26 protein-coding genes, 2 tRNA genes and 1 other RNA gene are annotated in these 22,061 nt (G+C 63.3%); 9 read left to right on the top strand and 20 right to left on the bottom strand.

Going from position 1 to position 22,061, the window contains the following annotated elements; translation table 11 throughout:
- Positions 1-27: 27 nt before the first annotated feature.
- Together K3172_RS08700 and K3172_RS08695 are read right to left on the bottom strand one after the other, a co-directional pair.
- Complete coding sequence (locus K3172_RS08700) at positions 28-318, bottom strand: hypothetical protein (RefSeq protein ID WP_221588826.1); 291 nt, start codon at positions 316-318, stop codon at positions 28-30.
- A gap of 82 nt (positions 319-400) precedes the next feature.
- Positions 401-1,783 (bottom strand): helix-turn-helix domain-containing protein, encoded by a 1,383-nt coding sequence (locus K3172_RS08695; RefSeq protein WP_221588824.1) that lies wholly within the window; start codon positions 1,781-1,783, stop codon positions 401-403.
- Positions 1,784-1,915: 132 nt separating this feature from the next.
- Between K3172_RS08695 and K3172_RS08690 the strand changes: the two genes are divergently transcribed.
- Positions 1,916-3,532, top strand: a complete 1,617-nt coding sequence (locus K3172_RS08690) for an isocitrate lyase (protein WP_221588822.1) — start codon at positions 1,916-1,918, stop codon at positions 3,530-3,532.
- Positions 3,533-3,560: 28 nt separating this feature from the next.
- A complete protein-coding gene (locus K3172_RS08685) occupies positions 3,561-3,749 on the top strand; it encodes a hypothetical protein (RefSeq protein ID WP_221588820.1) in 189 nt (62 codons plus the stop codon).
- 95 nt (positions 3,750-3,844) lie between these two features.
- Here the strand turns inward: K3172_RS08685 and K3172_RS08680 are convergent, their stop codons facing one another.
- The 8 genes from K3172_RS08680 to efp all read right to left on the bottom strand — a co-directional run bounded on the left by K3172_RS08680 (position 3,845) and on the right by efp (position 10,187).
- Complete coding sequence (locus K3172_RS08680; protein ID WP_221588818.1) at positions 3,845-5,176, bottom strand: amidohydrolase; 1,332 nt, start codon at positions 5,174-5,176, stop codon at positions 3,845-3,847.
- A 124-nt stretch (positions 5,177-5,300) separates the two neighbouring features.
- Positions 5,301-7,100 (bottom strand): SLC13 family permease, encoded by a 1,800-nt coding sequence (locus K3172_RS08675; RefSeq protein WP_221588816.1) that lies wholly within the window; start codon positions 7,098-7,100, stop codon positions 5,301-5,303.
- Between the two features lie 51 nt (positions 7,101-7,151).
- A complete protein-coding gene (locus K3172_RS08670; protein ID WP_221588815.1) occupies positions 7,152-7,769 on the bottom strand; it encodes a hypothetical protein in 618 nt (205 codons plus the stop codon).
- 84 nt (positions 7,770-7,853) lie between these two features.
- Positions 7,854-7,938 (bottom strand) — tRNA-Leu (locus tag K3172_RS08665).
- Positions 7,939-8,003: 65 nt separating this feature from the next.
- Positions 8,004-8,333, bottom strand: a complete 330-nt coding sequence (locus tag K3172_RS08660) for a hypothetical protein (protein WP_221588813.1) — start codon at positions 8,331-8,333, stop codon at positions 8,004-8,006.
- A 97-nt stretch (positions 8,334-8,430) separates the two neighbouring features.
- Positions 8,431-9,252 carry an inositol monophosphatase family protein gene (locus K3172_RS08655; RefSeq protein WP_221588810.1) on the bottom strand — a complete coding sequence of 274 codons (822 nt, stop codon included), beginning with the start codon at positions 9,250-9,252 and terminating at the stop codon, positions 8,431-8,433.
- A 10-nt stretch (positions 9,253-9,262) separates the two neighbouring features.
- Entirely contained in the window at positions 9,263-9,613 is a 351-nt protein-coding gene (locus K3172_RS08650) for a hypothetical protein (RefSeq protein ID WP_221588808.1), read from the bottom strand.
- Positions 9,614-9,623: 10 nt separating this feature from the next.
- Positions 9,624-10,187, bottom strand: coding sequence for an elongation factor P (efp, locus tag K3172_RS08645; RefSeq protein WP_221588806.1), 564 nt, complete (start codon positions 10,185-10,187; stop codon positions 9,624-9,626).
- Between the two features lie 143 nt (positions 10,188-10,330).
- On the opposite strand from efp, the gene K3172_RS08640 reads away from it, so the two are divergent.
- Entirely contained in the window at positions 10,331-10,702 is a 372-nt protein-coding gene (locus tag K3172_RS08640; RefSeq protein WP_221588804.1) for an elongation factor P, read from the top strand.
- On the opposite strand, the gene K3172_RS08635 is transcribed toward K3172_RS08640, so the two are convergent.
- From K3172_RS08635 to thiE, 3 genes are read right to left on the bottom strand one after another with little or no spacing between them, the layout of a single operon-like run.
- The gene (locus tag K3172_RS08635; RefSeq protein WP_221588802.1) at positions 10,703-11,395 is read right to left on the bottom strand and encodes a M23 family metallopeptidase; all 693 of its coding nucleotides are present in this window, start codon (positions 11,393-11,395) and stop codon (positions 10,703-10,705) included.
- A 17-nt stretch (positions 11,396-11,412) separates the two neighbouring features.
- Positions 11,413-12,612, bottom strand: a complete 1,200-nt coding sequence (locus K3172_RS08630; RefSeq protein WP_221588800.1) for a L,D-transpeptidase family protein — start codon at positions 12,610-12,612, stop codon at positions 11,413-11,415.
- 51 nt (positions 12,613-12,663) lie between these two features.
- A complete protein-coding gene (thiE, locus tag K3172_RS08625) occupies positions 12,664-13,287 on the bottom strand; it encodes a thiamine phosphate synthase (protein WP_221588797.1) in 624 nt (207 codons plus the stop codon).
- Between the two features lie 80 nt (positions 13,288-13,367).
- Between thiE and K3172_RS08620 the strand changes: the two genes are divergently transcribed.
- The gene (locus K3172_RS08620; protein ID WP_221588794.1) at positions 13,368-13,757 is read left to right on the top strand and encodes a hypothetical protein; all 390 of its coding nucleotides are present in this window, start codon (positions 13,368-13,370) and stop codon (positions 13,755-13,757) included.
- A 3-nt stretch (positions 13,758-13,760) separates the two neighbouring features.
- Here K3172_RS08620 and K3172_RS08615 read toward each other — a convergent pair whose 3' ends face one another.
- The 5 genes from K3172_RS08615 to tkt all read right to left on the bottom strand — a co-directional run bounded on the left by K3172_RS08615 (position 13,761) and on the right by tkt (position 19,412).
- Positions 13,761-14,648, bottom strand: a complete 888-nt coding sequence (locus K3172_RS08615; protein ID WP_221588792.1) for a fructose bisphosphate aldolase — start codon at positions 14,646-14,648, stop codon at positions 13,761-13,763.
- Between the two features lie 97 nt (positions 14,649-14,745).
- The gene (locus K3172_RS08610; protein ID WP_221588789.1) at positions 14,746-15,201 is read right to left on the bottom strand and encodes a PaaI family thioesterase; all 456 of its coding nucleotides are present in this window, start codon (positions 15,199-15,201) and stop codon (positions 14,746-14,748) included.
- Positions 15,198-16,397, bottom strand: coding sequence for a phosphoglycerate kinase (locus K3172_RS08605; RefSeq protein ID WP_221588787.1), 1,200 nt, complete (start codon positions 16,395-16,397; stop codon positions 15,198-15,200). The genes K3172_RS08610 and K3172_RS08605 overlap by 4 nt, the downstream gene beginning before the upstream one ends.
- 11 nt (positions 16,398-16,408) lie before the next feature.
- Positions 16,409-17,416, bottom strand: coding sequence for a type I glyceraldehyde-3-phosphate dehydrogenase (gene gap / locus K3172_RS08600; protein ID WP_221588785.1), 1,008 nt, complete (start codon positions 17,414-17,416; stop codon positions 16,409-16,411).
- 16 nt (positions 17,417-17,432) lie between these two features.
- On the bottom strand, positions 17,433-19,412 hold the full coding sequence (tkt, locus tag K3172_RS08595) for a transketolase (protein ID WP_221588783.1): 1,980 nt from the start codon (positions 19,410-19,412) through the stop codon (positions 17,433-17,435).
- 174 nt (positions 19,413-19,586) lie between these two features.
- On the opposite strand from tkt, the gene K3172_RS08590 reads away from it, so the two are divergent.
- The 5 genes from K3172_RS08590 (at position 19,587) to K3172_RS08570 (ending at position 21,127) form a co-directional block, all read left to right on the top strand.
- Entirely contained in the window at positions 19,587-19,793 is a 207-nt protein-coding gene (locus tag K3172_RS08590; RefSeq protein WP_221588781.1) for a hypothetical protein, read from the top strand.
- The gene (locus K3172_RS08585; protein WP_221588779.1) at positions 19,790-20,119 is read left to right on the top strand and encodes a cell division protein ZapA; all 330 of its coding nucleotides are present in this window, start codon (positions 19,790-19,792) and stop codon (positions 20,117-20,119) included. The genes K3172_RS08590 and K3172_RS08585 overlap by 4 nt, the downstream gene beginning before the upstream one ends.
- An 11-nt stretch (positions 20,120-20,130) precedes the next feature.
- A non-coding RNA gene (gene ssrS, locus K3172_RS08580) (6S RNA) lies at positions 20,131-20,300 on the top strand.
- A 33-nt stretch (positions 20,301-20,333) separates the two neighbouring features.
- Complete coding sequence (locus tag K3172_RS08575; protein WP_345725622.1) at positions 20,334-20,915, top strand: 5-formyltetrahydrofolate cyclo-ligase; 582 nt, start codon at positions 20,334-20,336, stop codon at positions 20,913-20,915.
- Entirely contained in the window at positions 20,912-21,127 is a 216-nt protein-coding gene (locus tag K3172_RS08570) for a DUF2842 domain-containing protein (protein WP_221588775.1), read from the top strand. Before K3172_RS08575 ends, K3172_RS08570 begins: the two co-directional genes overlap by 4 nt.
- 77 nt (positions 21,128-21,204) lie before the next feature.
- Here the strand turns inward: K3172_RS08570 and K3172_RS08565 are convergent.
- Both K3172_RS08565 and K3172_RS08560 read right to left on the bottom strand, forming a co-directional pair.
- Positions 21,205-21,281: transfer RNA gene (locus tag K3172_RS08565), tRNA-Asp, on the bottom strand.
- A gap of 298 nt (positions 21,282-21,579) precedes the next feature.
- Positions 21,580-22,059, bottom strand: coding sequence for a YdeI/OmpD-associated family protein (locus K3172_RS08560; protein WP_221588774.1), 480 nt, complete (start codon positions 22,057-22,059; stop codon positions 21,580-21,582).
- Positions 22,060-22,061 lie beyond the last annotated feature (2 nt).

Raw genomic sequence — 22,061 nt, 5'->3', positions numbered from 1 at the left:
CCGCCCGCAAGGTGTCGTCGGATGATATTACTGCTGGACGGCATCCTGCACGGCTTCGCCGGCATTTTGGGCCGCATCGCCCACCTGGCTTGCCGCATCGCCGACCTCGTTCGCCGCATTGGCGACCGCATTGTCCTTGGCCACTTCCGAGCCGCTCATCTGCGTCAGGAAGAAGACGCCGACGATGGCAATGGCGAGCACGAGCAGCAGGAGCACCCATTTGCCGCCACCACCGCTTTCACGGTCAGTTATAACGGTATGCGTGGTATGCGTTTCCCCGCTGGGCGTGGTCGTCTCGGTAATGCGTTCTTCGGTCATTGGGTCACTCCCCGTATCCTGTGTATGGCAGTGCAAACCGTCCGCCCGACCGCGTGGTTCCTTCAGCGCGTGATTTTGTTGGTTAATCGCCCGCGAATTCGAACGGGGTCACACCGCGCCTGACAGTATCGAAGGAGAGGCGCCTGCCGCGCGGGGGAAGCGACCGCTGGCTGCAACCAAGGCGATGGCAGAGCGCGCAGCCGGGCCCGATCGGCTGGGCATCCTGCGAGCGAAGCGAAATGCCCCGCGCCTGCGCCAGATCGCCCGCCAGCACAGCCTCCAGCCCCACCGCCACCACGAACTGCGCGTCCCGGGGTGAGCCGCTGCCCTCGACCGTCCGCGCCATCGTGAGCCATCCGCCCTCGCGCTCGCCCGCTATGTCGAGCGCGACGAACTGGACCTGCAGTTCGCCGGCCCGTTCGAAGGCGCGGTGCGCGTGCCAGAGCGGGCAACTCGTATCCGAACTGACGAAGCGCGCGGTGCTCGCCCCGATGAAGGTCTTCGAGAACTGGCCCGCCCGATCGAGGCGGACCATGAAGAACGGCAGGCCGCGCTGGCCGACGCGCTGCAAGGTGGTGAGGCGATGCGCCAGCTGCTCGAAGCTCACGCCGAACCGGCGCTCGAGAACCGGCAGGTCGTAACCCGTGGCTTCGCAGGCCCGCAGAAATCGGCTGTAGGGCATGATAAGTGCCGCGGCGAAATAGCCGGTGAGGTGCCGCTGGAAGAGCCCACGCGCGGCCTCGTCCTCGAAGCGAGCGCCCCGTGCGACGTTCTCGATCGCTTCCCGATATTCGAGCTGGGCTATCTGCAAGGCGAGCTGGAAGTTGCGCGAAGCGGGGCTGAGCATTTCCGACAGCTGGACCTGGCGTGCATGGAGATCGAGGCGTCGCAAGCTGTCGGGTATGACATCCTGTGGCAGGATGCGGACAGAGAGCTGGTGCCGTTCGCGCAATCTCTCGGTCAGCGCGAGGCCGATGTCGCCGCGCGACAGACGCATCTCGTCGGCCAGTTCTTCGGCTGCGACATCGAGATCCGGGAAGTGGTTGCGCCAACGCTCGATCTCACGGCTCGACGCCTCGAGCGGATCGTAAGCCTGCTCGCCGCCCGGCGCAGCATTGTCGTAGAGGCGCGCGAAGGCCGCAGCTGCTTGCGGCGCATTGGCGAGAAATTCCTGCAATTCGTCCCTGTCGATCCCGAGATCCGAGAAACGCTCGTCGGCGAAGCGCCGGGCAAGCCCGTCGAGCCCGCCGATCGATTCATCCTCGCGCAGATTGCGGGGGTCGAAGTCGAACTGCTCCAACAGCTGCATGACCACGCGGGCGCTGACCGGACGCTGGTTTCGCTCGATCAGGTTGAGATAACTCGGCGAGATATCGAGACGCGCCGCGGTCGCCGCCTGCGTCAGGCCTTCCCGCTTTCGCAGGCGGCGGATGGCGGGTCCGGCAAAGAGGGCTTCATCGGCCATGGAGTAACTTTCTTCACATCTTTACAGGCGAGATACGCTATTTCTGACCTTTTAGACAATAATCTCTGTAAATTTTCCTATCCGTCGCCCGCGCCAGTCCCCATTAGGGGCGCAAGGCAACACCGCCGGAATATGACGAGGAGCAATACCGTGACCTACTCGGCCCGGATCAAGGAACTGAACGAAACCATCACCGGCAACGGTGCGCCGTGGGCCGCGATCGACGCCGAAAGCGCTGCGCGCATGGTCGTACAGAACCGCTTCCGCACCGGCCTCGATATCGCGAGATACACCGCAAAGATCATGCGCGAGGACATGGAAGCCTACGACCGCGACCCTGCGAACTACACGCAGTCGCTCGGCACCTGGCACGGCTTCATCGCCCAGCAGAAGATGATCTCGATCAAGAAGCATTTCGGCAGCACCAAGCGCCGCTACCTCTATCTCTCGGGCTGGATGGTTGCCGCGCTGCGCAGCGACTTCGGCCCCCTGCCCGACCAGTCGATGCACGAGAAGACTTCGGTCCCCGCGCTGATCGAGGAACTCTACACCTTCCTGCGTCAGGCCGACGCACGCGAACTGGGCGGCTTGTTCCGCCAGCTCGACGAAGCCAAGGCGAATGGCGACGCGGTCAACACGCACCGCCTCCTCAAGGAAATCGACGAGCATGAGACGCATGTCGTGCCGATCATCGCCGATATCGACGCAGGTTTCGGCAATGCCGAAGCAACCTACCTGCTGGCCAAGAAGATGATCGAAGCCGGTGCCTGTGCGCTGCAGATCGAAAACCAGGTGTCGGACGAAAAGCAGTGCGGCCACCAGGACGGCAAGGTCACGGTTCCGCACGAGGAATTCCACCAGAAGATCCGCGCGATCCGCTATGCCTTCCTCGAGCTCGGCGTGCCCGATGGCATCATCGTGGCTCGCACCGACAGCCTCGGTGCAGGCCTGACCAAGTCGATCGCTTACTCGAAGGAACCGGGCGACTTGGGAGATAAGTACAACAGCTTCCTCGATTGCGACGAAGTCGATTCGGCCAACATCACCAATGGCCAGGTCTTCATCAGCCGCGATGGGAAGCTGATGGCGCCCAAGCGCCTGCCCAGCAACCTCTACCAGTTCCGTCCCGGAACTGGTGAAGACCGCTGCGTGCTCGACTGCATAACCGCTCTCGAGGCGGGTGCCGACCTGCTGTGGATCGAAACCGAAAAGCCGCATATCGAGCAGATCGCCGGCATGGTCGATCGCATCCGCGAGGTGATCCCGAATGCGAAGCTGGTCTACAACAATTCGCCCAGCTTCAACTGGACGCTGAACTTCCGCCAGCAGGTCTACGATGCCTGGGCAGAAGCGGGCAAGGACGTGTCGGCCTTCGATCGCGCAAAGCTGATGAGCGTCGACTACGACGGCACAGAACTCGCCGCCGAAGCCGACGAGAAGATCCGCACCTTCCAGCGCGATGCGGCGAAGCGTGCCGGCATCTTCCACCACCTGATCACTCTGCCGACCTATCACACGGCTGCGCTCAGCACGGACAACCTCGCTCGCGAATACTTCGGCGAACAGGCGATGCTCGGCTACGTCAAGAACGTCCAGCGCGAGGAAATCCGCCAAGGGATCGCCTGCGTGAAGCACCAGAACATGGCCGGCTCCGATATCGGCGACGACCATAAGGAATACTTTGCCGGCGAAGCGGCCCTCAAGGCCGGCGGCAAGGACAACACCATGAACCAGTTCGCCGCGGCCTGACACCCGGGAGGAAGAGAGGATGACGACCATGACTGACGACACCACCGCCCCGCCCCGTGAACCTGGCCGCGCGCGCGCCCTGTTCTCGACCGCGGACTTCCGCCTCCTGCGCACCGCACTGACGGCCTATGCCCGCCAGATCGAGGATCGCGAGGAACTGGCCAAGATCAACGCACTGCATCACCGGCTCGGCACCTACGTCCCCTCGGATGGCTGAGTCCCCAAGACCCAACACCAAGTTCTCCTGGGGAGGAGAATACGGCCGTCGGAGCGACCCCAAACGCTCCGGCGGCCACATTTCTTGGACGAAGCTCAGCCGCCCTTGGGCGGCATCAGGTCAAGCGCGGTCGCCGCAAGCGCCTCGGCCCCGGTCGCGATTACCTTCTCGGCATCGGGCGCCCAGAACGGCGAATGGAGCGAAGGCAGCGGCTTTCCTTCTTCCTCGAGCGCCTTGAGCATGTGATCGGGCGTGCCGCTGATCCAGAAGATCACCGACTTGATGTTTTCCGGGTCCGCACGGCGGAATTCGCTGAAATCCTCGCCACCCATCACCGGTGGCTGCACGCCGACGCGATCTTCGCCGAAGCGGTCGCGGAAGCTGGCCAGCACCTGCTCGGCGAAGTCGGGGTCGTTGTACGTGGCGGGCGTGAAGTCCTCCTGCACCTCGACGACCGGCATCAGATCGTCAGGCATGCCCGCCGCAACCGCTTCACCGCGTGCGATCCGGGCGATCCCGTCAAGCAGCAGCTTGCGGCTCTCGTCGGAATAGCTGCGGACGGTCAGCTGCAGTCTGGCTTCGTCCGAAATGATATTGTGCTTGGCCCCGGAAAGGAAGCTGCCGACGGTCACCACCCCCGGCTCGAGAGGTGAAAGCTCGCGGCTCACCAGCGTCTGCAAGCGCATGACGATCGCGCTCGCGAGCACGATGGGATCCTTGGTCGTATGCGGATAGGCGCCATGCCCGCCGACGCCTTTGACCGTGATGTTGACGCTATCGACATTGGCCAGCGCGTATCCGGGCGAGACGCCGATGGTGCCGGCGGGTTTGTCCGCAGCGGCATCGTGAAAGGCGAGCGTGTAATCGGGTTTCGGAAAGCGCGTGTAGAGCCCGTCCGCCAGCATGGCGCGCGCGCCGCCACCCGCTTCCTCGGCCGGCTGAAGGACCATGACCAGCGTGCCCTGCCATTCGTCCTTGCGCTCGGCGAGCAGTTGGGCCGCTCCGATGAAGCCGGTCATATGCGTGTCGTGGCCGCAGGCGTGCATGACGCCCGTAGTGACACCGCTCGCGGGAACGGCGGTGCGCTTGCTGGCGAACGGCAGCCCGGTCTGTTCGACGACGGGCAAGCCGTCCATGTCCGCCCGCAACAGGACGGTAGGCCCTTCGCCATTCCTCATCACCGAAACGACGCCGGTCTTGCCGACCTTCTCGGTCACGTCGAAACCGAGCGCGCGCATGCGCTTGGCAAGCTTGGCCGAGGTTTCGAATTCGGCAAAGCTCAGCTCCGGATTGGCGTGGAGATCGCGGTAGAGCTCCATCAACGCGGGCATGTCTTCAGCGATATCGGTGCGAAGGTCGTTGGCGCTCGCAGGCGTCGCGAGCGCGATCGCAAGGGCACCGAGGGCAACGGGTGTAAATTTGGACATTGGTGCTGTTTCCCCTACAACTTGGACCGCATGGACCACGGTCCAAGGGCCAAAATCTCAATCTCCCACCCGACGGGGCAGGTGCTCCACCGACAGTTGCAGAACGCCGGACCGTAGGAAAGCCCTATAGCCCGTAAGTCAGCACCAGCAGGATCGACAGCGCGGTGACCATGATCAGCACCAGCGGCACGCCGGTCCTGATGTAGTCGCGAAATTCGTAGTTTCCTTCCGCCATGATCAGCATGTTCGTCTGATAGGCGATCGGGGTCGCGTAACAGAGGTTGCAGCCGAACAGCACGGCGAGGACGAGAGGTTCGGGCGGCAGTCCAAGGCGTGTCGCGATGGCAAAGGCGATAGGTGTCCCGACCGTGGCAGCGGTCGCATTCGAAGCGAAATTGGTGAGGAAAGTCACGAACAGCATGATCGCGGCAAGGATTGCCGCGGGGGAGAGATATTGCAGTCCGCTGGCGAGCAGCGCTCCGAGCCAGTCTGCTGCGCCGCTTTCCAGAATTATGCGACCGAGCGCGATGCTGGCGGCGACGAGGACGATGACTTTCCCTGACAGGGCACGACCGACCCGGTCGAACTTCACGCAGCCGGTAACGAACATCAGGATCGATCCGGCCAGGGCCGAAATGGCGATGGGGATAAGGCCGACCGAGGCCACGCCTACCGAGCCGATCATGATCGCGCCTGCCAAGAGAGCCTTCGACCGGCGCGGCAGTTCCCGCATGCCTTCAAGGGTCAGCAGGCTGTCCGAACGGGCGAATTGCTGCAGGTCATCGGGCAGGCCCATGACCAGGAGGACGTCTCCTTCGGCAATCCTCAGGTCGCCACCTTCGCTGTAGTCGCTTTTCTCCCCCACCAGACGCTCCGGCCGATGCGTCCCGATCACCGCCACCCCGAAAAGATCGGCGATTCCGGACGACGGCAGCGTCCGCCCGATCAGGCGCGAATCCGCGGTAACCGTCATTTCGACGACGGCGATATCGATACGCGATTCGTCCGAGCGGCGCTTGATCCGATCAAGCACCCAGGTGGGAGCCGTGTCCCCGCGCAAGATCCGCGAGGCTTCCTCGATCATATCGTGCGTCCCGATCATGCGCACCCGGTGATGGGGGCGCATGAGGCCGGGAGGAACATCGGCGAACTCTATGCCTTCCGGCAGCCGTCCGATGACCTCGTTGAGCTCGCGTCCACTCAGGATCGAATCCTCGGTGATCCTGAGGCGGGTCTCGAACCGGCGCAATTCGTGGAGGTTTTCGACCCTGTTGTCACCAAGCAGGCGCGGCATCACGAGCCAGAGATAAGGCAGGGCGACCAAGGCGGCCACGAGCACGATCGGCGTGTAGTGAAAGACCCCCATCTGATTTAACCCGAGGTCTACCGCAATCGACACGACGAGGATGTTCGTCGATGTGCCGATCGTCGTCGCCATGCCGCCGATCAGCACGGCCGCATTGAGCGGGATGAGCGTTTTCGAAGCAGGCATCGCACCGCGCGCTGCAAGCTGGACGAAGATCGGCAGCAGCAGGACGAGGACGGGCGTATCGTTAACGCCCATCGACAGCAGCATCGCCATGATGAGCGAGAAAAGCAGTCCGAGCTTGGCGTTAAACTTGAAGACCCGTTCAAGAAAGCGCGCGGCCGGTTCCAGTGCACCGGTGACCACCAATCCCCGGCCCATGATCATGAGCGCGCAGATCGTAATCAGCGCGTAGTGCCCGAAGCCGGAAAAGGCGAGCGACAGCCCGTCGGTCGGCTGGGTTTCGGGCAGCGGGAAGAAATAGAGCCCCACTGCGATGACCGCGATGGTCAGCAACGAGATGATCTCGACCGACATCCGGCCCCGGGCGAATGCGACGAACATCCAGACCGTCACGACCATAGCCGCGATCGCGTGGTATGAAGGCATTCCGATCATTCGCCGAGCGCAATTTCATTCCTCGGCGCAGATGACAAGGATTTTCGGCGCTTAGGTGGCAGCTCGCCCAGTGCTGGTCGCCATGTTCGGAACCGCTAGCATCAGCCCGACAAACGCTGTCACCGCCGTGCCCGCAGCACCGGCAGCGAAAGTCCAGGCCTTGGCGTCAATCATGCCGAGCAAGTTCAGCAAGACTGCGGCAAGACCGCTCAATAACGCGAGGGCGCCGATCGTCTTGCCCATACTGGTCTCTGCGCGGAGAGCCTCCATGCCCAACAAAATCCCGGCAGCACCGAGTAGAAATTTCGCCAGGAAATAGAGGAAGAACGCTCCGGCAAGGACCGTCGCAAAGAGCTGCGGCACGGTTTCGCGAATTTCCATCGCCGGCGCGAACATCGCCAGGCCCATCGCCACCTGAAGAACATTGAGCAAGCCCGAGAGGCCGATGGTCGACCAGAGCATGGCTTCGGCGGGCCGACGGGCCGAGAGCGTAGACCCTGCGATGGCCACTAAGGCGAATGCGAACAGTTCGGTGAACCATGTGAGTGGGCGCAGGACCGTCTCGGGACCGGCGTTCGCAACTACGACAACGTAGAAGATCTGGCTCGCAACGGTGAGCAACAAGGCGCCTGCAACGGCGCGGCACAGAGCGCGATCGGTCAAACCCATCGTGAAGGCTCCCGTCTACTAGCCAACGGACCTATTCCGTCTCGCGACGGGTTCGCGGCGCGCTGCCTTCGGGTTACAACTAGCTGGTACCCCTGGCCGGACTCGAACCGGCACTTCGTAAGAAACTCGATTTTGAGTCGAGCGCGTCTACCAATTCCGCCACAGGGGCACTGGGTCGGGAGCGCGGCGGATAGCTTGCAGCGGGAGGCGGTTCAAGCGCCGTGATGCGACGGTTCAAAAATCCCAGCCGATGACGACATGCGCCAGACCGGGCACGCCCTTTCGGGTCTTGCCCAAGGCACCGGCCGACAGGACCGGCCCGTCCGTTGCCAGAGCCATGGAAACGGCTGGCGGGTTCCACGTGATTGGGCGCGTGTCTGTTCCCCGGGGGATGGTCGGACTGACTTGGGTTGCGCGCTCGCGCTCTATGCGAGCCGGTGCCGATAGATCGAACTGGCAATCGATGGGTAGAACGGTTGCGGACGCTGCTCGACCCTCGCCGTTTGCCAATGCCGGGGCTGCGCTCATCGCGCAAAATACGGTGACACCCAGAGCCAGTTTCACGTGCGACCTCTCCATCACCCCCTCGCGGGACAGACGTTGGAGCGGTGTGGTTAGTTCCCGGTCACCAGCTTGCGTGAAGCGGGCATTTACCGCGATCTCAGGCCTTCAGCGCCCCCGCGAGCAGCTTGTGGAGTTTGGAGTGCAGTGCGTCGTTTGCTGCCAGAACCTGTGCCGAGTGGATCGGCATGGAGCGGCCGCGGAAGTCGGAGACGAAACCGCCCGCCTCGCGCACGATGAGGCAGCCTGCTGCGGTGTCCCAATCGTTGAGGCCGCTTTCCCAGAACCCGTCGTATCGACCGGCCGCGAGCCAGGCGAGATCGAGCGATGCCGCACCGAAGCGCCGGATCCCTGCGACCTGGGGGGCAATAGCGGCGAAAATCCTGGTCCACTCGCCGAAATCGCCATGGCCCTGGAAGGGGATACCGGTCGCGACCAGCGCTTCCGGCAGGCGGCTGCGCGACGAGACGCGCAGCCGGCCGTCGTGCAACCAAGCACCGCGGCTCTTTTCTGCCCAGAAGGTTTCGTCGGTGATGGGATTGTAGACGACGCCCGCCGTCACCTCGCCCCAGCCCGAACCGTCGAGCTTCGGCTCCTGCGCGGCGATGGAGATCGCGAAATGCGGGATGCCGTGCAGGAAGTTGCTGGTGCCGTCGAGCGGATCGACCACCCAACGCGGCTTGGTGGGGTCGCCTTCGATCGTGCCGGCCTCCTCCATCACGAAGCCCCAGTCGGGCCGCGCGGCGAGGAGTTCGTCATAAATCGTGCGCTCGGCCACGCGGTCGGCCTTGGACACGAAATCCGCCGGGCCCTTGTGGCTCACCTGCAGGTGTTCGATTTCGCCGAAATCGCGGCGCAGGCGGCCACCCGCCTTGCGCGCGGCCTTTTCCATCACGCGGATCAGTCCCGACAATGCGGCCATGGTAACTCTCTTATTCGGTCAGAACGCGGATAGAGCGCGCCTGCAGGTGGATGTCGCCCCATTCGGAGCTCATGTCGAAGCGCGAACCTTCGATGCTGAACTCGGAAATGGCGAACCGCTTCTTGCCATCGACACCGCCTTCCGGACGGTCGAGCGACAGCTTGGATATCCCGGCGAACTTCAGCATGCCGGGGTGGTAGCAGTTTTCCTCGCCAGTTCCCGGCGTTTCATAAGCCGGATGCGCGGGATCGAGGCAGAAATCCATCTCCAGCGTCAATTCGTCGTCATTGATGATGACGCCCAGAAGGACGCTCTTGGCAATGTCGATATTCTCGAACCGGCTGGCGATGGATTTGCCCATAAGTGCGCCCTCAGTTGGCCTTGCCGACGTAGCTCTGCTCGTAAACGTCGACGATGATCCGGGTGCCGCTCTCGATGTGCGGCGGCACGAGGATGCGCACGCCATTGTCCAGGACGGCCGGCTTGTAGCTGGACGATGCCGTCTGGCCCTTCACCACTGCATCGGCTTCGACGATTTCGGCTTCGACCTGCTGCGGAAGCTCGACCGAGATCGGCTTTTCTTCCCACAGCTCGAGCTTCACCTGCATGCCGTCCTGCAGGAACGGGCGCGCATCTCCGAGGAGGTCGGCCGGGAGCGTAATCTGCTCGTATGTCGCCTGGTCCATGAACACGAGCATGTCGCCGTCTTCGTAAAGAAACTGGTAGTCCGCCGTATCGAGGCGCACCTTCTCGACCGTGTCGGCGCTGCGGAAGCGCACGTTGGTCTTGCGGCCGTCCTGCAGGTTCTTCATTTCGACCTGCATGTAGGCGCCGCCCTTGCCGGGCTGGGTGTGCTGGATCTTCGCGACCTTCCAGATACCGCCTTCGTATTCGATGATGTTGCCCGGACGGATGTCCACGCCGCTGATCTTCATGGGGAAGCTACCTTCGACTTGTAAAAGAGCGATGCCGCCCGCGTTGGGCGACCATGTGCGCCGCGCGCCTTAGCCGAGTGAGCCAGCGCGGGCAAGCGAGTGGAATTTGCAGGAGCGAGGTGTTATATGGATGTCGGACGGTCATGATGAAGGCGACAGCATATATCCTCGCGCTCGCAGGCTTTGCGGGCCTCGTCTCCGCGCCGATCGCTGCGCAAGGGCGCCTCGGGCTGCTTGATAGAGGCGAATACGTGTGCTCCCTTCCCGGAGACGCCACCGGGCGTGCATGGGTGGAACAGGAAGGCCACGGATTCACCATCACCGGCGGTTCGAGCTACGAGACGCCACGCGGCGCCGGCACCTATCTCATGGAAGGCAAGCAGGTTATTTTCACGCGCGGGCCGATGAAGGGCATGAAGCTCATGCAGCTCGGCTCCGGCTTGCTGCAGGAAATCGGCAAGGACGGGAAACTCGGCCGCCTGCGCTGCCACCGTGCCGGGCCAGCGCCTGACTGATCATTGTCGCGAAAGCAGCGGATAGGGATTGAGCGCATTGGCGGGCTCCCACCATTCCGCATCCTCGCTGGTCTGCAGGATAGCAAAATGCAGGTGCGGTGCATCCTCCGAGGCGTTCCCGCTGCTACCCACCGTGCCTAGCCGCTGGCCACGGCGCACGCGCTGGCCCTCCTTCAGGCCATCGGCATATTCGTCGAGATGGGCGTAATAATAGATCGTTTGGCCGTCGTTTGAGCGCACGTAGATCGTACGGCCGCCGGCTGCGGACTCGAACAACTTCTCGATCTTGCCCGGAGCCGATGCAACCACGCTGGTGCCCTTTGGAGCCATGATATCGATTGCTTCGTGCAGCCGCTCCCCACCCCCGCGAGAATCGCTGAACGTGTCGCTCAAATCCGTCGGGCGAATATTGAGCACCGGGATTTGCAGGGCGCCATCCGCAAGCGATTGCGGCACCGCGATGTCCGAGGTGTCGAGAGATGCGGCCTCCGACGAGCCAGCAGCCGCTGTGTCGGCGATGCCGGGTGCGCTTTCGCCCGCGGGGGGGCTCGGCGCAGCCTCGGCCGGACGGGTCGTGTCGCGCTGGCTGGCGCTGCCCGCATTTTCGATCAGCGTGCCGCCCGCCACGATCCAGACGGCACTGGTAAGCGTAGCGGTAATCACGATGGTCAGGATGCGGTCGACAAAGCTCATTGCGCTAGCCTAGCTGCTTATGCCTCGAAAATCACCTCTGTGGACTGCGACACCATGCCCGCAAGCCGCGCAGCATCCCAGTTCGTGAGGCGCACGCAGCCGCTCGACTGAGCCCGACCAATGGTTTCGGGATCGGGCGTGCCGTGGATGCCATAATGCTCCTTGGAAAGATCGATCCACACCACGCCAACAGGTGAGTTCGGACCGGGTGCCAGCTTGTAAGTCTTTCCGGCGTTCTTTCCGAGCACCTCCGGGTCATAGCTGTAGGGCGGGTTGTAAGCCTCGCCGAGAATCTTCCATTCGCCAAGCGGCAGCGGAAACTCGCTCGAGCCGGAGCTGACAGTGAACAATGCGATCAGCTTGTCGCCGCGGTAAGCCTTCAGGGTCTTGCCCGCCTTGCTGACTACGATGCGATCCACCGCCGGCTGATCCGTCCCGACGCCGAGTGAGGCGAGCGTCTGCTGCCAGCTTGTATCGTCCACCGAACCGGGAGCGATACGGTCAGCCCCGATGTTGGGTACGCGAATCTGCTGGCCGGCGTGGAAAAATGCCGCCTTCTGTGCATCTTCCTTGGCAACGTCGGGCGTCGCACTAGGCTTCGTGTCCGGAGTGCCATCCGCTTGAAAGCCTGCGGGCTTCCCGTCGGGATTGAGCATCTTGAGCACCGCAACCGTAGTGTGGAAACGCTCTGCAAGTCGCTCGTCGAGAGTCGCGTAGCCAAGACGCTCGAGCTTGGCCTGTTCTGCCACATCGTCCGGCATGTCGGTGTAGTCGGCGTCGCTCCAGCTAGCGGGGATGGTCACGACGCGAGTCGCAGGAATTCGCTGCCATTCGGAAAGAGCCTGTTTCGTCGCATCGTCAAGCGTGCCCGTGATGTCGAGATTGTTCGCTTCCTGGAACCCGCGAAGTGCGTTCTCGGTGCTCATACCCATCTTGCCGTCGATCACGCCCGGACCGAAGCCGATCCGGTCCAGCACGACTTGCGCCTGCATGATCGGACGCTCTTCGGGATCGGCGATGGCATCCGGTGCGGACGATGCGCCATCATTGGACGCCATCGAATCGGCTAGATTGTCTTCGCCATAGGTCTCGTAGCCATAGTCGGCGCCGGCATCGGCGGTGGCGACTGTGTCGCTGGCAGGCTCCTCGTTATCGGTCCCGTTCAGCCCGCAGGCGGCGAGCGCGAAAAGCGAGGCGGTGGCGATGAGATGGCGCATCGAAGTGACTCCTGAACACGGGACGCGACCCGTCCCTTCAGGACTGCCAACTCACTTGGCGCGCATTTGCTCCGAAAAGGCTTTGACGGCAGCGACTTCGTCACCGTTCCAGACGGCGCCCGAGACGGCGAGGAAGTCTGCACCGGCCTTTACCAGGGGGCCGCAATTGTCCGGCGTGATCCCGCCGATGGCGACCGAGGGAAGTTCGACCATCTCGCTCCACCACTCCAGCAGCTCGAGTTCTGCACGATGCTCGGTTTCCTTGGTCGTGCTCGGGAAAAAAGCACCGAAAGCAACGTAATTCGCTCCGGCCTCCCCGGCTTCCAGGGCAAGGTGCCGCGACGCGTGGCAGGTCACGCCGATCTGCGCTTCCCGCCCCAGTTCCTCGCGCGCGTCGCGGGGATCACCATCGCCCTGCCCCAGATGCACGCCATCAGCCCCGAGGCGTTTCGCCAGCGCAATGTCGTCGTTGACGATGAAAGCGACATCGCGCGCAGCGCAAATTGCCTGCAAGGGCTCTGCGAGCCCCGCGGCCTCATGCTGGCCGAGCCCTTTCACCCTGAACTGGAAGGCAGTGACAAGGCCCTCTCCTGCGTCGATCGCACGTTCGAGGCGATGTGCAAAGTCGCCCGACACGTCGAGGGGTGAGATAAGGTATAGCTGGCAATCGGTCATCGACCGCGCTCTCTAATGCGCCGGTCGCGTTTCGTCACGCGTTCAGACTCGAGAAAGGCCAGCAGGCGTGTAGCAGTGCGATGAAATCGCTCGCCGCCAGCCTCTTCGCCCTGCCCCTCGCCGCCTGTGCGATCATTCCCGATACGCCGCGGGTCGACGGCGAGGCCGCCGCGCAAGGAACGCCGGTCGGCATCGATCAGGCCGTGTGGGCGGGCGATGCCATCCTCAAGCCCGTAGCGGTCGTCGAGGATAGCCGCTGCCCGGTCAATGCGCGCTGCGTCTGGGCCGGGAAGATCACCGTCTCGACCCGCATCACCTCGACGCACTGGGCGCAGACTGCGCCGCTGACGCTTGGCGAGCCTTATGAGGTTCTGGGCCGGACCTATGTTCTGGTTTCGGCGTCGCCGGACAAGACCACCGACCGGGAAATCCCGGTCGGCGAATATCGGTTCGTGTTCGAAAGGCGTTGAGGGTCAGGCGACGCTGGCGGCGTGGATCTGGTCGATCGCGCCCGATAGCGTTCCGTCGAATTCTTCATCGGTCTGCTGTGCGCGCAGGTCCTGCAACAGGCCGCGGCTGAAGCTGGCGATCATTCCGGGGTTCTTCGCCAGTTCGGCGCACGCTTCGTCGGTCGAGTAGCCGCCGGAGAGCGCGACGACCCGTAGCACCTTCGGATGGTTGGTCAGGCCTGAATAGAGACCGGCTTCCTTCGGGATCGAAAGCTTCAACATGATCTGCTGGCCCTCGGGCAGCGCGTCGAGCCCTTCCTCGATCGCTTCGAGCATGATCTTTTCGCCTTCCGCGCGATCGGTGGCGGCAATGTCGTATTCGGGCTCCAGCATCGGGACGAGACCGCAGGAGAGGATGCGCGCTCCTTCGGCGATCTGCTGACGCACGGCCTCCTTGATGCCGACCGGATTGGCCGACTTGATGACCGACCGCATCTTCGTACCGAAGACGCCGAGTTCACGAGCGCGATTGCACATGGTTTCGAGACCCGGATTGGGTTGCATCAGCTGGGCGCCATCGCGTTCCTCCTCGAGGCCCTTATCGACCTTGAGAAAGGGAACGATGCCACGTTCCGCAAGCCGCGCAGGCACACTCTTGCCGCCGCTCTCTCCTTCCATCGTCTTCTCGAACAGGATTGCCCCGATCACCTTCCCGTTTCCGAAGCACGGCGCTTCGATAATACGCTGGCGCATTTCATGGATCAGACCGAACATTTCTCCTTCGGTCGTCCAGGCGCCGTCTTCGATGCCATACCCCTTGAGCGCCTTGGGCGTCGAACCGCCCGACTGGTCGAGTGCCGCAATAAAGCCCTGTCCGGTCGCAATGCGGGCCTTCATTTCATCGAAAGTCATACTGGTGATCCCGTGTCCGTGCATTCGTATGCGCGGCCTTTAGCGAAGCCCTTTCGCAGTCGCAACAGGGGTAGAGGCTTTGTCGCCGGTGGCCGGTTCAATAGCGGCGGATCTTTCGGATGATCCCGTTGAAGCTCAGCACCGGCGCGCCGTCCGCCGTGACTTTTCCGACGACATAGATCGTCTTGCCCCCCGCCCTGACCACTTCGCCGCGGGCTTCGATCAATTGTCCGACCCGGGCTGGATCGAGGAAGTCGCCCGCGAGGTGCATGGTCACACCATGAGATCCGTCGAGCGCATCGGTGGCGATCGTGAACAGTGCGCTGTCGGCGAACGTCATGAGGCAACCGCCATGCATGAAGCCGGCACCATTCATGTGTCGCTCTTCCGCCCGGAATGCAGAAACGAATCCGCCGTTTTCCTCGCGCCGCTCATAGAACGGTCCCGCACGCTGCTCGAAAGCATCGCCATTCCAGGTCGACCAACCTGCGAATTCGCCCGCGCCGACGGGGACCAGACCGCCGCCCGACCCTACAGCCTCGTTCTCGCTCATGCCATCAGCGCAGCGACGCCCGGCAGGTCCTTGCCTTCCATCCATTCGAGGAAGGCGCCACCTGCGGTGGAGACGAAGGTGAAATCATCCTTCACGCCCGCGTGAGCGAGCGCTGCCACAGTGTCTCCGCCGCCGGCAACAGAGACGAGCGAACCGTCCTGCGTCAGGGCTGCCGCAGTCTTGGCGAGCGTGACGGTCGCGGTATCGAAGGGCTCGGTCTCGAAGGCGCCCATGGGGCCATTCCACACGAGCGTTCGGCAGGTCTTGAGCACGTCGCCCAGTGCTTCGGTCGCGAGCGGGCCAACGTCGAGGATCATCTCGTCGGCCGCAACTTCGTGGACGTTACACGTGCGCAGGGACGGCGGGTTGGCGGTAAATTCCTTCGCCACCACGACGTCATAGGGCAAATGCACCGTGCATCCCGCATGATCGGCCTCGTCCATGATGCGGTTGGCGGTATCGGTGAGATCGTGCTCGCACAGGCTCTTGCCGACATCGACGCCCTTTGCGGCGAGGAAGGTGTTGGCCATGCCGCCGCCGATGATCAGGTGCTGGACCTTGCCGACCAGGTTCTCGAGCACGTCGAGCTTGGTCGAGACCTTGGCCCCGCCAACGACCGCGGCGACCGGCTGCTCGGGATTGCCGAGCGCCGCATCGAGAGCCTTCAGCTCGGCTTCCATCGCCCGCCCAGCATAGGCGGGCAGAAAATGCGCCAGCCCCTCGGTCGAGGCATGGGCTCGGTGCGCGGCGGAGAAGGCATCGTTGACGTAAAAATCGCCGCGGGCGGCTATCCCCCTGGCAAATTCCGGGTCGTTCGCTTCCTCGCCCGGCCAGAAGCGCACGTTATCGAGCAGGCCGATATCACCGTTGCCGAGGATGCCGATCGACTGTTCGACCACCGGGCCCATGACCTCGGGGATGAACATGATTTCCTTGTCCAGCACGCGTTCGATGTCGCCCTGCACCATGCTGGTGCTCATGGTCGAGTGGCGCTGCCCCTTGGGACGTCCGAAATGCGCTAGCAGCAGGACCTTGGCACCCTTGTCGGCGAGTTCGAGGATGGTCGGCTTGACCGCCTCGACCCGGGTGACGTCGCTGGCGCGACCTTCCTTCATAGGAAGGTTCAGGTCGACACGCACCAGCGCGACCTTGCCGGTCACATCGCCGAGGTCGTCCAGGGTCCTGAAGCTGCTCATACCCTGCTCCCTTAGAGGAACTTCGCCATCACGCCGGCGGTGTCGATCATCCGGTTCGAGAAGCCCCATTCGTTGTCGTACCAGCTGACGACGCGGCAGAGCTTGCCTTCCATCACGCTGGTCTCGAGGCTGTCGATGGTCGAGCTGGCCGGATAGTGGTTGAAGTCGCTGCTCACCAGCGGCTGGTCGGTGTAATCGAGCACGCCCTTCATCGGACCCTCCGCCGCCGCCTTGAGCGCGGCATTGAGTTCTTCCTTGGTGGTGTCGCGGCCGGGGACGAAAACCAGGTCGACCAGGCTGACATTGGGCGTGGGGACGCGGACCGAGCTACCATCGAGCTTGCCCTTGAGTTCCGGAAGGACGAGCCCGACTGCTCGCGCGGCGCCGGTCGTCGTCGGGATCATATTCTGCGCCCCGCCGCGTGCACGGCGCATATCGCTGTGCATCTGGTCGAGCATGCGCTGGTCGTTGGTGTAGCTGTGGATCGTGGTCATGAAGCCGCGCTCGATGCCGACGGTCTCGTGCAGCACCTTCGCCATCGGCGAGAGGCAGTTGGTCGTGCAGCTGGCGTTGGAGACGATCACGTCGTCGGCGGTCAGCGTTTCATGGTTCACACCGTAGACGATGGTCGCGGAGACATTGTTTGCCGGGGCCGAGATGAGAACCCGCTTGGCACCTGCCTTGAGGTGCGGTTCCGCCGCTTCGTGGCTCTGGAAAAAGCCCGTGCATTCGAGCGCGATGTCGATGCCCTGCTCCGCATGCGGCAGATTGCCGGGATCGCGCTCGCTGGTAACTGCGATTTTCTTGCCGTTGACCGTGATATGGCCTTCGCCGACCTCGACCGTGCCGGGAAAGCGGCCGTGGGTGCTGTCGTACTGGAACAGCAGCGCATTCGATTTTGTGTCGGCGAGGTCGTTGATGCTGACCAGCTCGAGGTCATGATCGTCACGCTCGAGGATGGCGCGCGCCACCAGGCGGCCGATGCGTCCGAAACCGTTGATTGCAACCTTGGTCGCCATTGGAAAGAACTCCTGCTTAGCCGTTCAATTTCTTGGTGATTTGCGGAACGATAGCGTCCGCCGTGAGGCCGAATTTCACGAACAGGTCTTCTGCCGGCGCACTCGCGCCGAAGCGATCGATACCGATCGTGAGCCCGTCGCTGCCGACATAGCGTTCCCACCCGAAGGTCGTACCCGCTTCGATCGAAACCTTGAGTGCGTCGGCAGGGAGTATATCGGCCCGATAGGCGGAATCCTGCTCGTCGAAGAGCTGCGTGCAGACCATCGACACGACGTCTACCCCGATGCCCTGCTTTTCGAGGGCATTCGCCGTTTCGAGCGCTACTTCGACTTCGGATCCGGTCGCGACCAGCACAACCTGGCGCTTGCCGCCCGATTTCTTGAGGCGATAGGCGCCCTTGGAAGACATGTCGGTTTCGTCAGGTGCGTTGCGAACCTGCGGAAGGTTCTGACGGCTGAGCGCGAGAACCGTTGGCCGGTCCTTCTGGCGCAAAGCGATTTCCCAGCACTCGGCTGTCTCGACCGCATCGGCCGGGCGCATCACGAGCAGGTTCGGCATCATCCGCAGCGACTGGATGTGCTCGATCGGTTGGTGGGTCGGACCGTCTTCGCCCAGACCGATGCTGTCGTGCGTCATCACGTAGATGACGCGCGTCTGCTGGAGGGCGGAGAGGCGGATGGCCGCGCGGCAATAGTCGGTGAAGACCAGGAACGTGCCGCCATAGGGGATGACCCCGCCGTGCAGCGCCATGCCGTTCATCGCGGCGGCCATGCCGAACTCGCGGATGCCGTAGTAGATGTAGCGGCCCGAATAGTCGTCGGCCGTCAGAGCGCCGATGCCGCCTGCCTTGGTGTTGTTCGACCCGGTGAGGTCGGCGCTGCCGCCGATTGTCTCCGGCAGCTTGCCGTTGATCTGCGCTAGCGCCATTTCGCTCGCCTTGCGGGTCGCGACCTTGACAGGCTCCTTCATCAGCGACTGAATATACCCGTCGAGCGAGAAGTTTTTGGGCAGGTCGCCCGCCATGCGGCGCTCGAACTCGGCGCGCTGGGCCTGCTTTGTAAGACGGCCCGACCAATGGGCGTGAGCGTCCGCAGAGCGCTCGCCTGCCGAGCGCCAGTCCGCAAGGATGTCGTCGGGCACGACAAAGGGCTTCGCGCCCCATCCGAGGACCTTGCGCGCCTCGGCGATCTCGTCGTCACCGAGCGGGGCACCGTGCGTGGCGCTGGTGCCCTGCTTGTTCGGCGCACCCTTGCCGATAACCGTACGGCAGGCGATCAGCGAGGGACGCTCATCCGCCAGAGCCTCGTCGAGCGCGCGGCGGATATCGTCGAAGTCATGGCCGTCGCAGCTCGTCACGTGCCAACCCGTCGCTTCGTAGCGCGCCTTGATGTCTTCGCTGGTCGACAGGTCGGTCGATCCGTCGATGGTGATCTGGTTGTCGTCCCACAGGACATTCATCCGGCCGAGCTTGAGGTGGCCGGCTATGCCGATCGCTTCATGGTTGATGCCTTCCATAAGGCACCCGTCGCCAGCGATCACCCACGTGCGGTGATCGACCAGGTCGTCGCCGAAGTCGGCATTGAGGTGACGCTCGGCAATCGCCATGCCCACCGCCATCGCGAGACCCTGGCCAAGCGGGCCGGTGGTCGATTCGACGCCGTCCAGCAGGAAGTTTTCGGGATGGCCGGCGCACGGACTGCCGATCTGGCGGAAGTTGCGGATGTCATCCATCGTCGGGCGCGCATAGCCGGACAGGTGCAGCAGGCTGTATATCAGCATCGAGCCGTGGCCCGCGCTCAGCACGAAGCGATCGCGATCGGCCCAGTCGGGCGCCTTGGGGTCGTGCTTGAGGTACTCGCTCCACAACACGGTGGCGACGTCGGCCATGCCCATCGGCATGCCGGGATGGCCCGAATTTGCCGCCTGTACCGCATCCATGGAAAGGGCCCTGATAGCGTTGGCCATCTGGACCATGCGAGGCGTTTCGAGGCTCATTCTTGTGCTCTCCGGAAAAGTGCCGATTCGACGCGCGCCCGCCATCGCGGAGGGGAGCCGAGAGGTCAAGGCAGCCTCTGGCCCGTGCACAGAGAGGCCACCCTTAAGCCGAGTTATCAACAGCCACGGTCAACCCTTTGCCTGCGCTTGGCAATCTTGGTATTTGTTCGCTCCATGACGGCTGACCGTATCTCGCAAGCGATGGAGAGGATCGACAAGGCGCTCGCCCGGATCGAGACGCAGGCCGCGTTGCCGCCTCAGACGGCCGCCCCCCGCCAAGACGATTCCGGCGAGCTGGCATCTGAGCACGCTCGTCTCCGAGAAAGCATCGCAGCCAGCATTGCGGAACTCGATTCGCTTATCGAAAGGCTCGAACAGTGAGCGACGTCACGCTGCAAGTGGGCGGCCGCAAGTACACCGTGGCCTGCCAGGACGGGCAAGAAGGACATGTCCAGCGCCTGGCCTCGGTGATCGATGGCAAGCTTGCCGACATGGGCGCCAACCTTTCGAGCCAGGAAGCCAAGAACCTGCTGTTCGCCGCACTTCTGCTCGCCGACGAGCTCGAAGAAGCGCAGAAGGTGCCGCGGACACCACAGCCCGAAGCACCCGAATTCGACACCGAGCGACTCGCCACACAAATCGAACGCATTGCCATCGCGCTGGAGAATGCTGCGGCAACCCTTGAGGGTCGCGCTGCGAACGCCTAGATAACGCAGCGGCGGGGCTGCCCGGCACGAGCTGCAGAACATCCCTGAGGCTATAAGCAATCCTAGGGAGCTGTCCCTATCCTGGAACACGGGTTCGTCCTGGGAACCGGGGTATACGGCACCCACCTGACGTTTTAGGCGTCAGAGGATTTCACCGGCACCGACCCATGGTGGTCCCGCCACTCGCAAGTTCCATACAATGAAGGGCGCACGGGTGACGAAGCAGAGCAAGGACGAGCTTCGCCGGGCCCTGCGCGCTGCACGCAAGGCCCATGTGGCTGCCCTGCCCCTCAGCATGCGCGGGCTCGTGTTCCATCGCCCGCCTGCACCGCTCCTCGATCTTGTTCCGGGAGGGGCCGTCATTGGCCTCTATCGCACCCATCGTAATGAGGCACCCGCCGCATCTTACGCCAAGTTCTTCCTCGAGCGCGGCCACGAATTGGCTCTGCCCCGTTTTGCGGGACGCGAGACGGGGATGGAATTCGCCCGCTTTACAGATCCCTTTGACGAAAGTGACCTCGAAACGGGGCCATTCGGCCTGCTGCAGCCGTTTGGCGACGCCCCGGCGCTGGTGCCGGACGTGGTTTTCGCTCCGCTCGTCGGTTTTACCGAAGATGGCCACCGTCTCGGTCAGGGCGGCGGACACTACGATCGCTGGCTCGAACGGCACCCCGACACGGTGACGATCGGGCTCGCATGGGATTGCCAGCTCGTCGACAACATGCCGGTGGAGCCGCATGATCGCCCGATGCGAGCGATCGTCACCCCTACCCGCATCTATGGGCCCTTCGCATGAGAAAAGAGCCCACCTGGCGCATTCCCGTGGGCCTGCTCGCCCTTCTGGCAGCCCTGATGGTCTATGGCCTTGTTGTTGCGCGTTATGTGCCCGAACTGATCGGCAACTGGCACGCCCTCGCACAGACCATCGTCTATGTGGTTCTCGGCCTCGTCTGGCTGCTTCCGCTGCGCCGGTTTCTTATCTGGATGGAGACCGGCCGCTGGGGCTGAACGCGGCTCTTGGCCGCGCCTGATGGCGCCTACCAAGCGGCGTGAACACAACGATCCAGTTGCAGGAAAAACCCAAGTGGCGCGAGTGACGGGGCTCGAACCCGCGACCTTCGGCGTGACAGGCCGACACTCTAACCAACTGAGCTACACCCGCGTAGCCACTTGGGAGCCGCGCCACTAAGGCAGGGTCCGATTCCTGTCAATGCCAATCGACGCCCTTTCTGGTCTTTTTTCCGGCCCGTCGCGGAACAGCGATTTTTACCTCAAATTAACGCTTCTGCCGGACTTTCGGCCACGGGGAAATCCGCGTGGGGAAACGGGGGTTCGCTATGCTGAGAACGGCTTTTCTGCTCGTTTCACTGACCATGCTCGCAGGGGGCGCACTGGCTGCCCAATCCGCGCTCGATATCCAGACAAAGGCGTATCCGCAGGTAGGAAGCCGCTGACCCCGATCAGCAGCCTTCGTACCTCCAGTTGCGTCGCTTGCCTTGGCCGATCCATTCGGCGGCAGTCGCAATCCGCCTGGCGCGCGTCGCGTCCTGCTTCGCGCTGGTGATCCAGTCGAGATAGTCGCGGCACTGGGAATCGGTGAAGCCAGCCCAGAGCTCCCGTGCACCGCCAGCCTTTGCCAAAGCTGCGGCGAAGTCTTGCGGCATCGGGATTTCCGCCTTCGGGCTCGACCGGGGGATCGCCTTGCCTGCTTCGAGGGTCGCTATCCTTGGTGTCAGGATAACTACAAGTTCGTCGAACTGCGGGCAGTCCTCGACCGACTTCAGCTTGCCGAAGCGGCTCCATGTCGTCTCTTCTTCAGCCGAGAGCGCGCCGTGAAGGAAAAACGCACGTGCCATGAGCTCGCGCAAATGCTCGAGGATCGGCTGCGCGAAAGGCTCCGCCTTGGCGATGTAGCTGTCGACTCGCTCGTCCCGCGTCATGC

The organism is Qipengyuania proteolytica (assembly GCF_019711565.1).
GTDB classification, from domain to species: Bacteria; Pseudomonadota; Alphaproteobacteria; order Sphingomonadales; family Sphingomonadaceae; genus Qipengyuania; species Qipengyuania proteolytica.
This window is presented reverse-complemented; position numbering and strand designations above follow the sequence as displayed.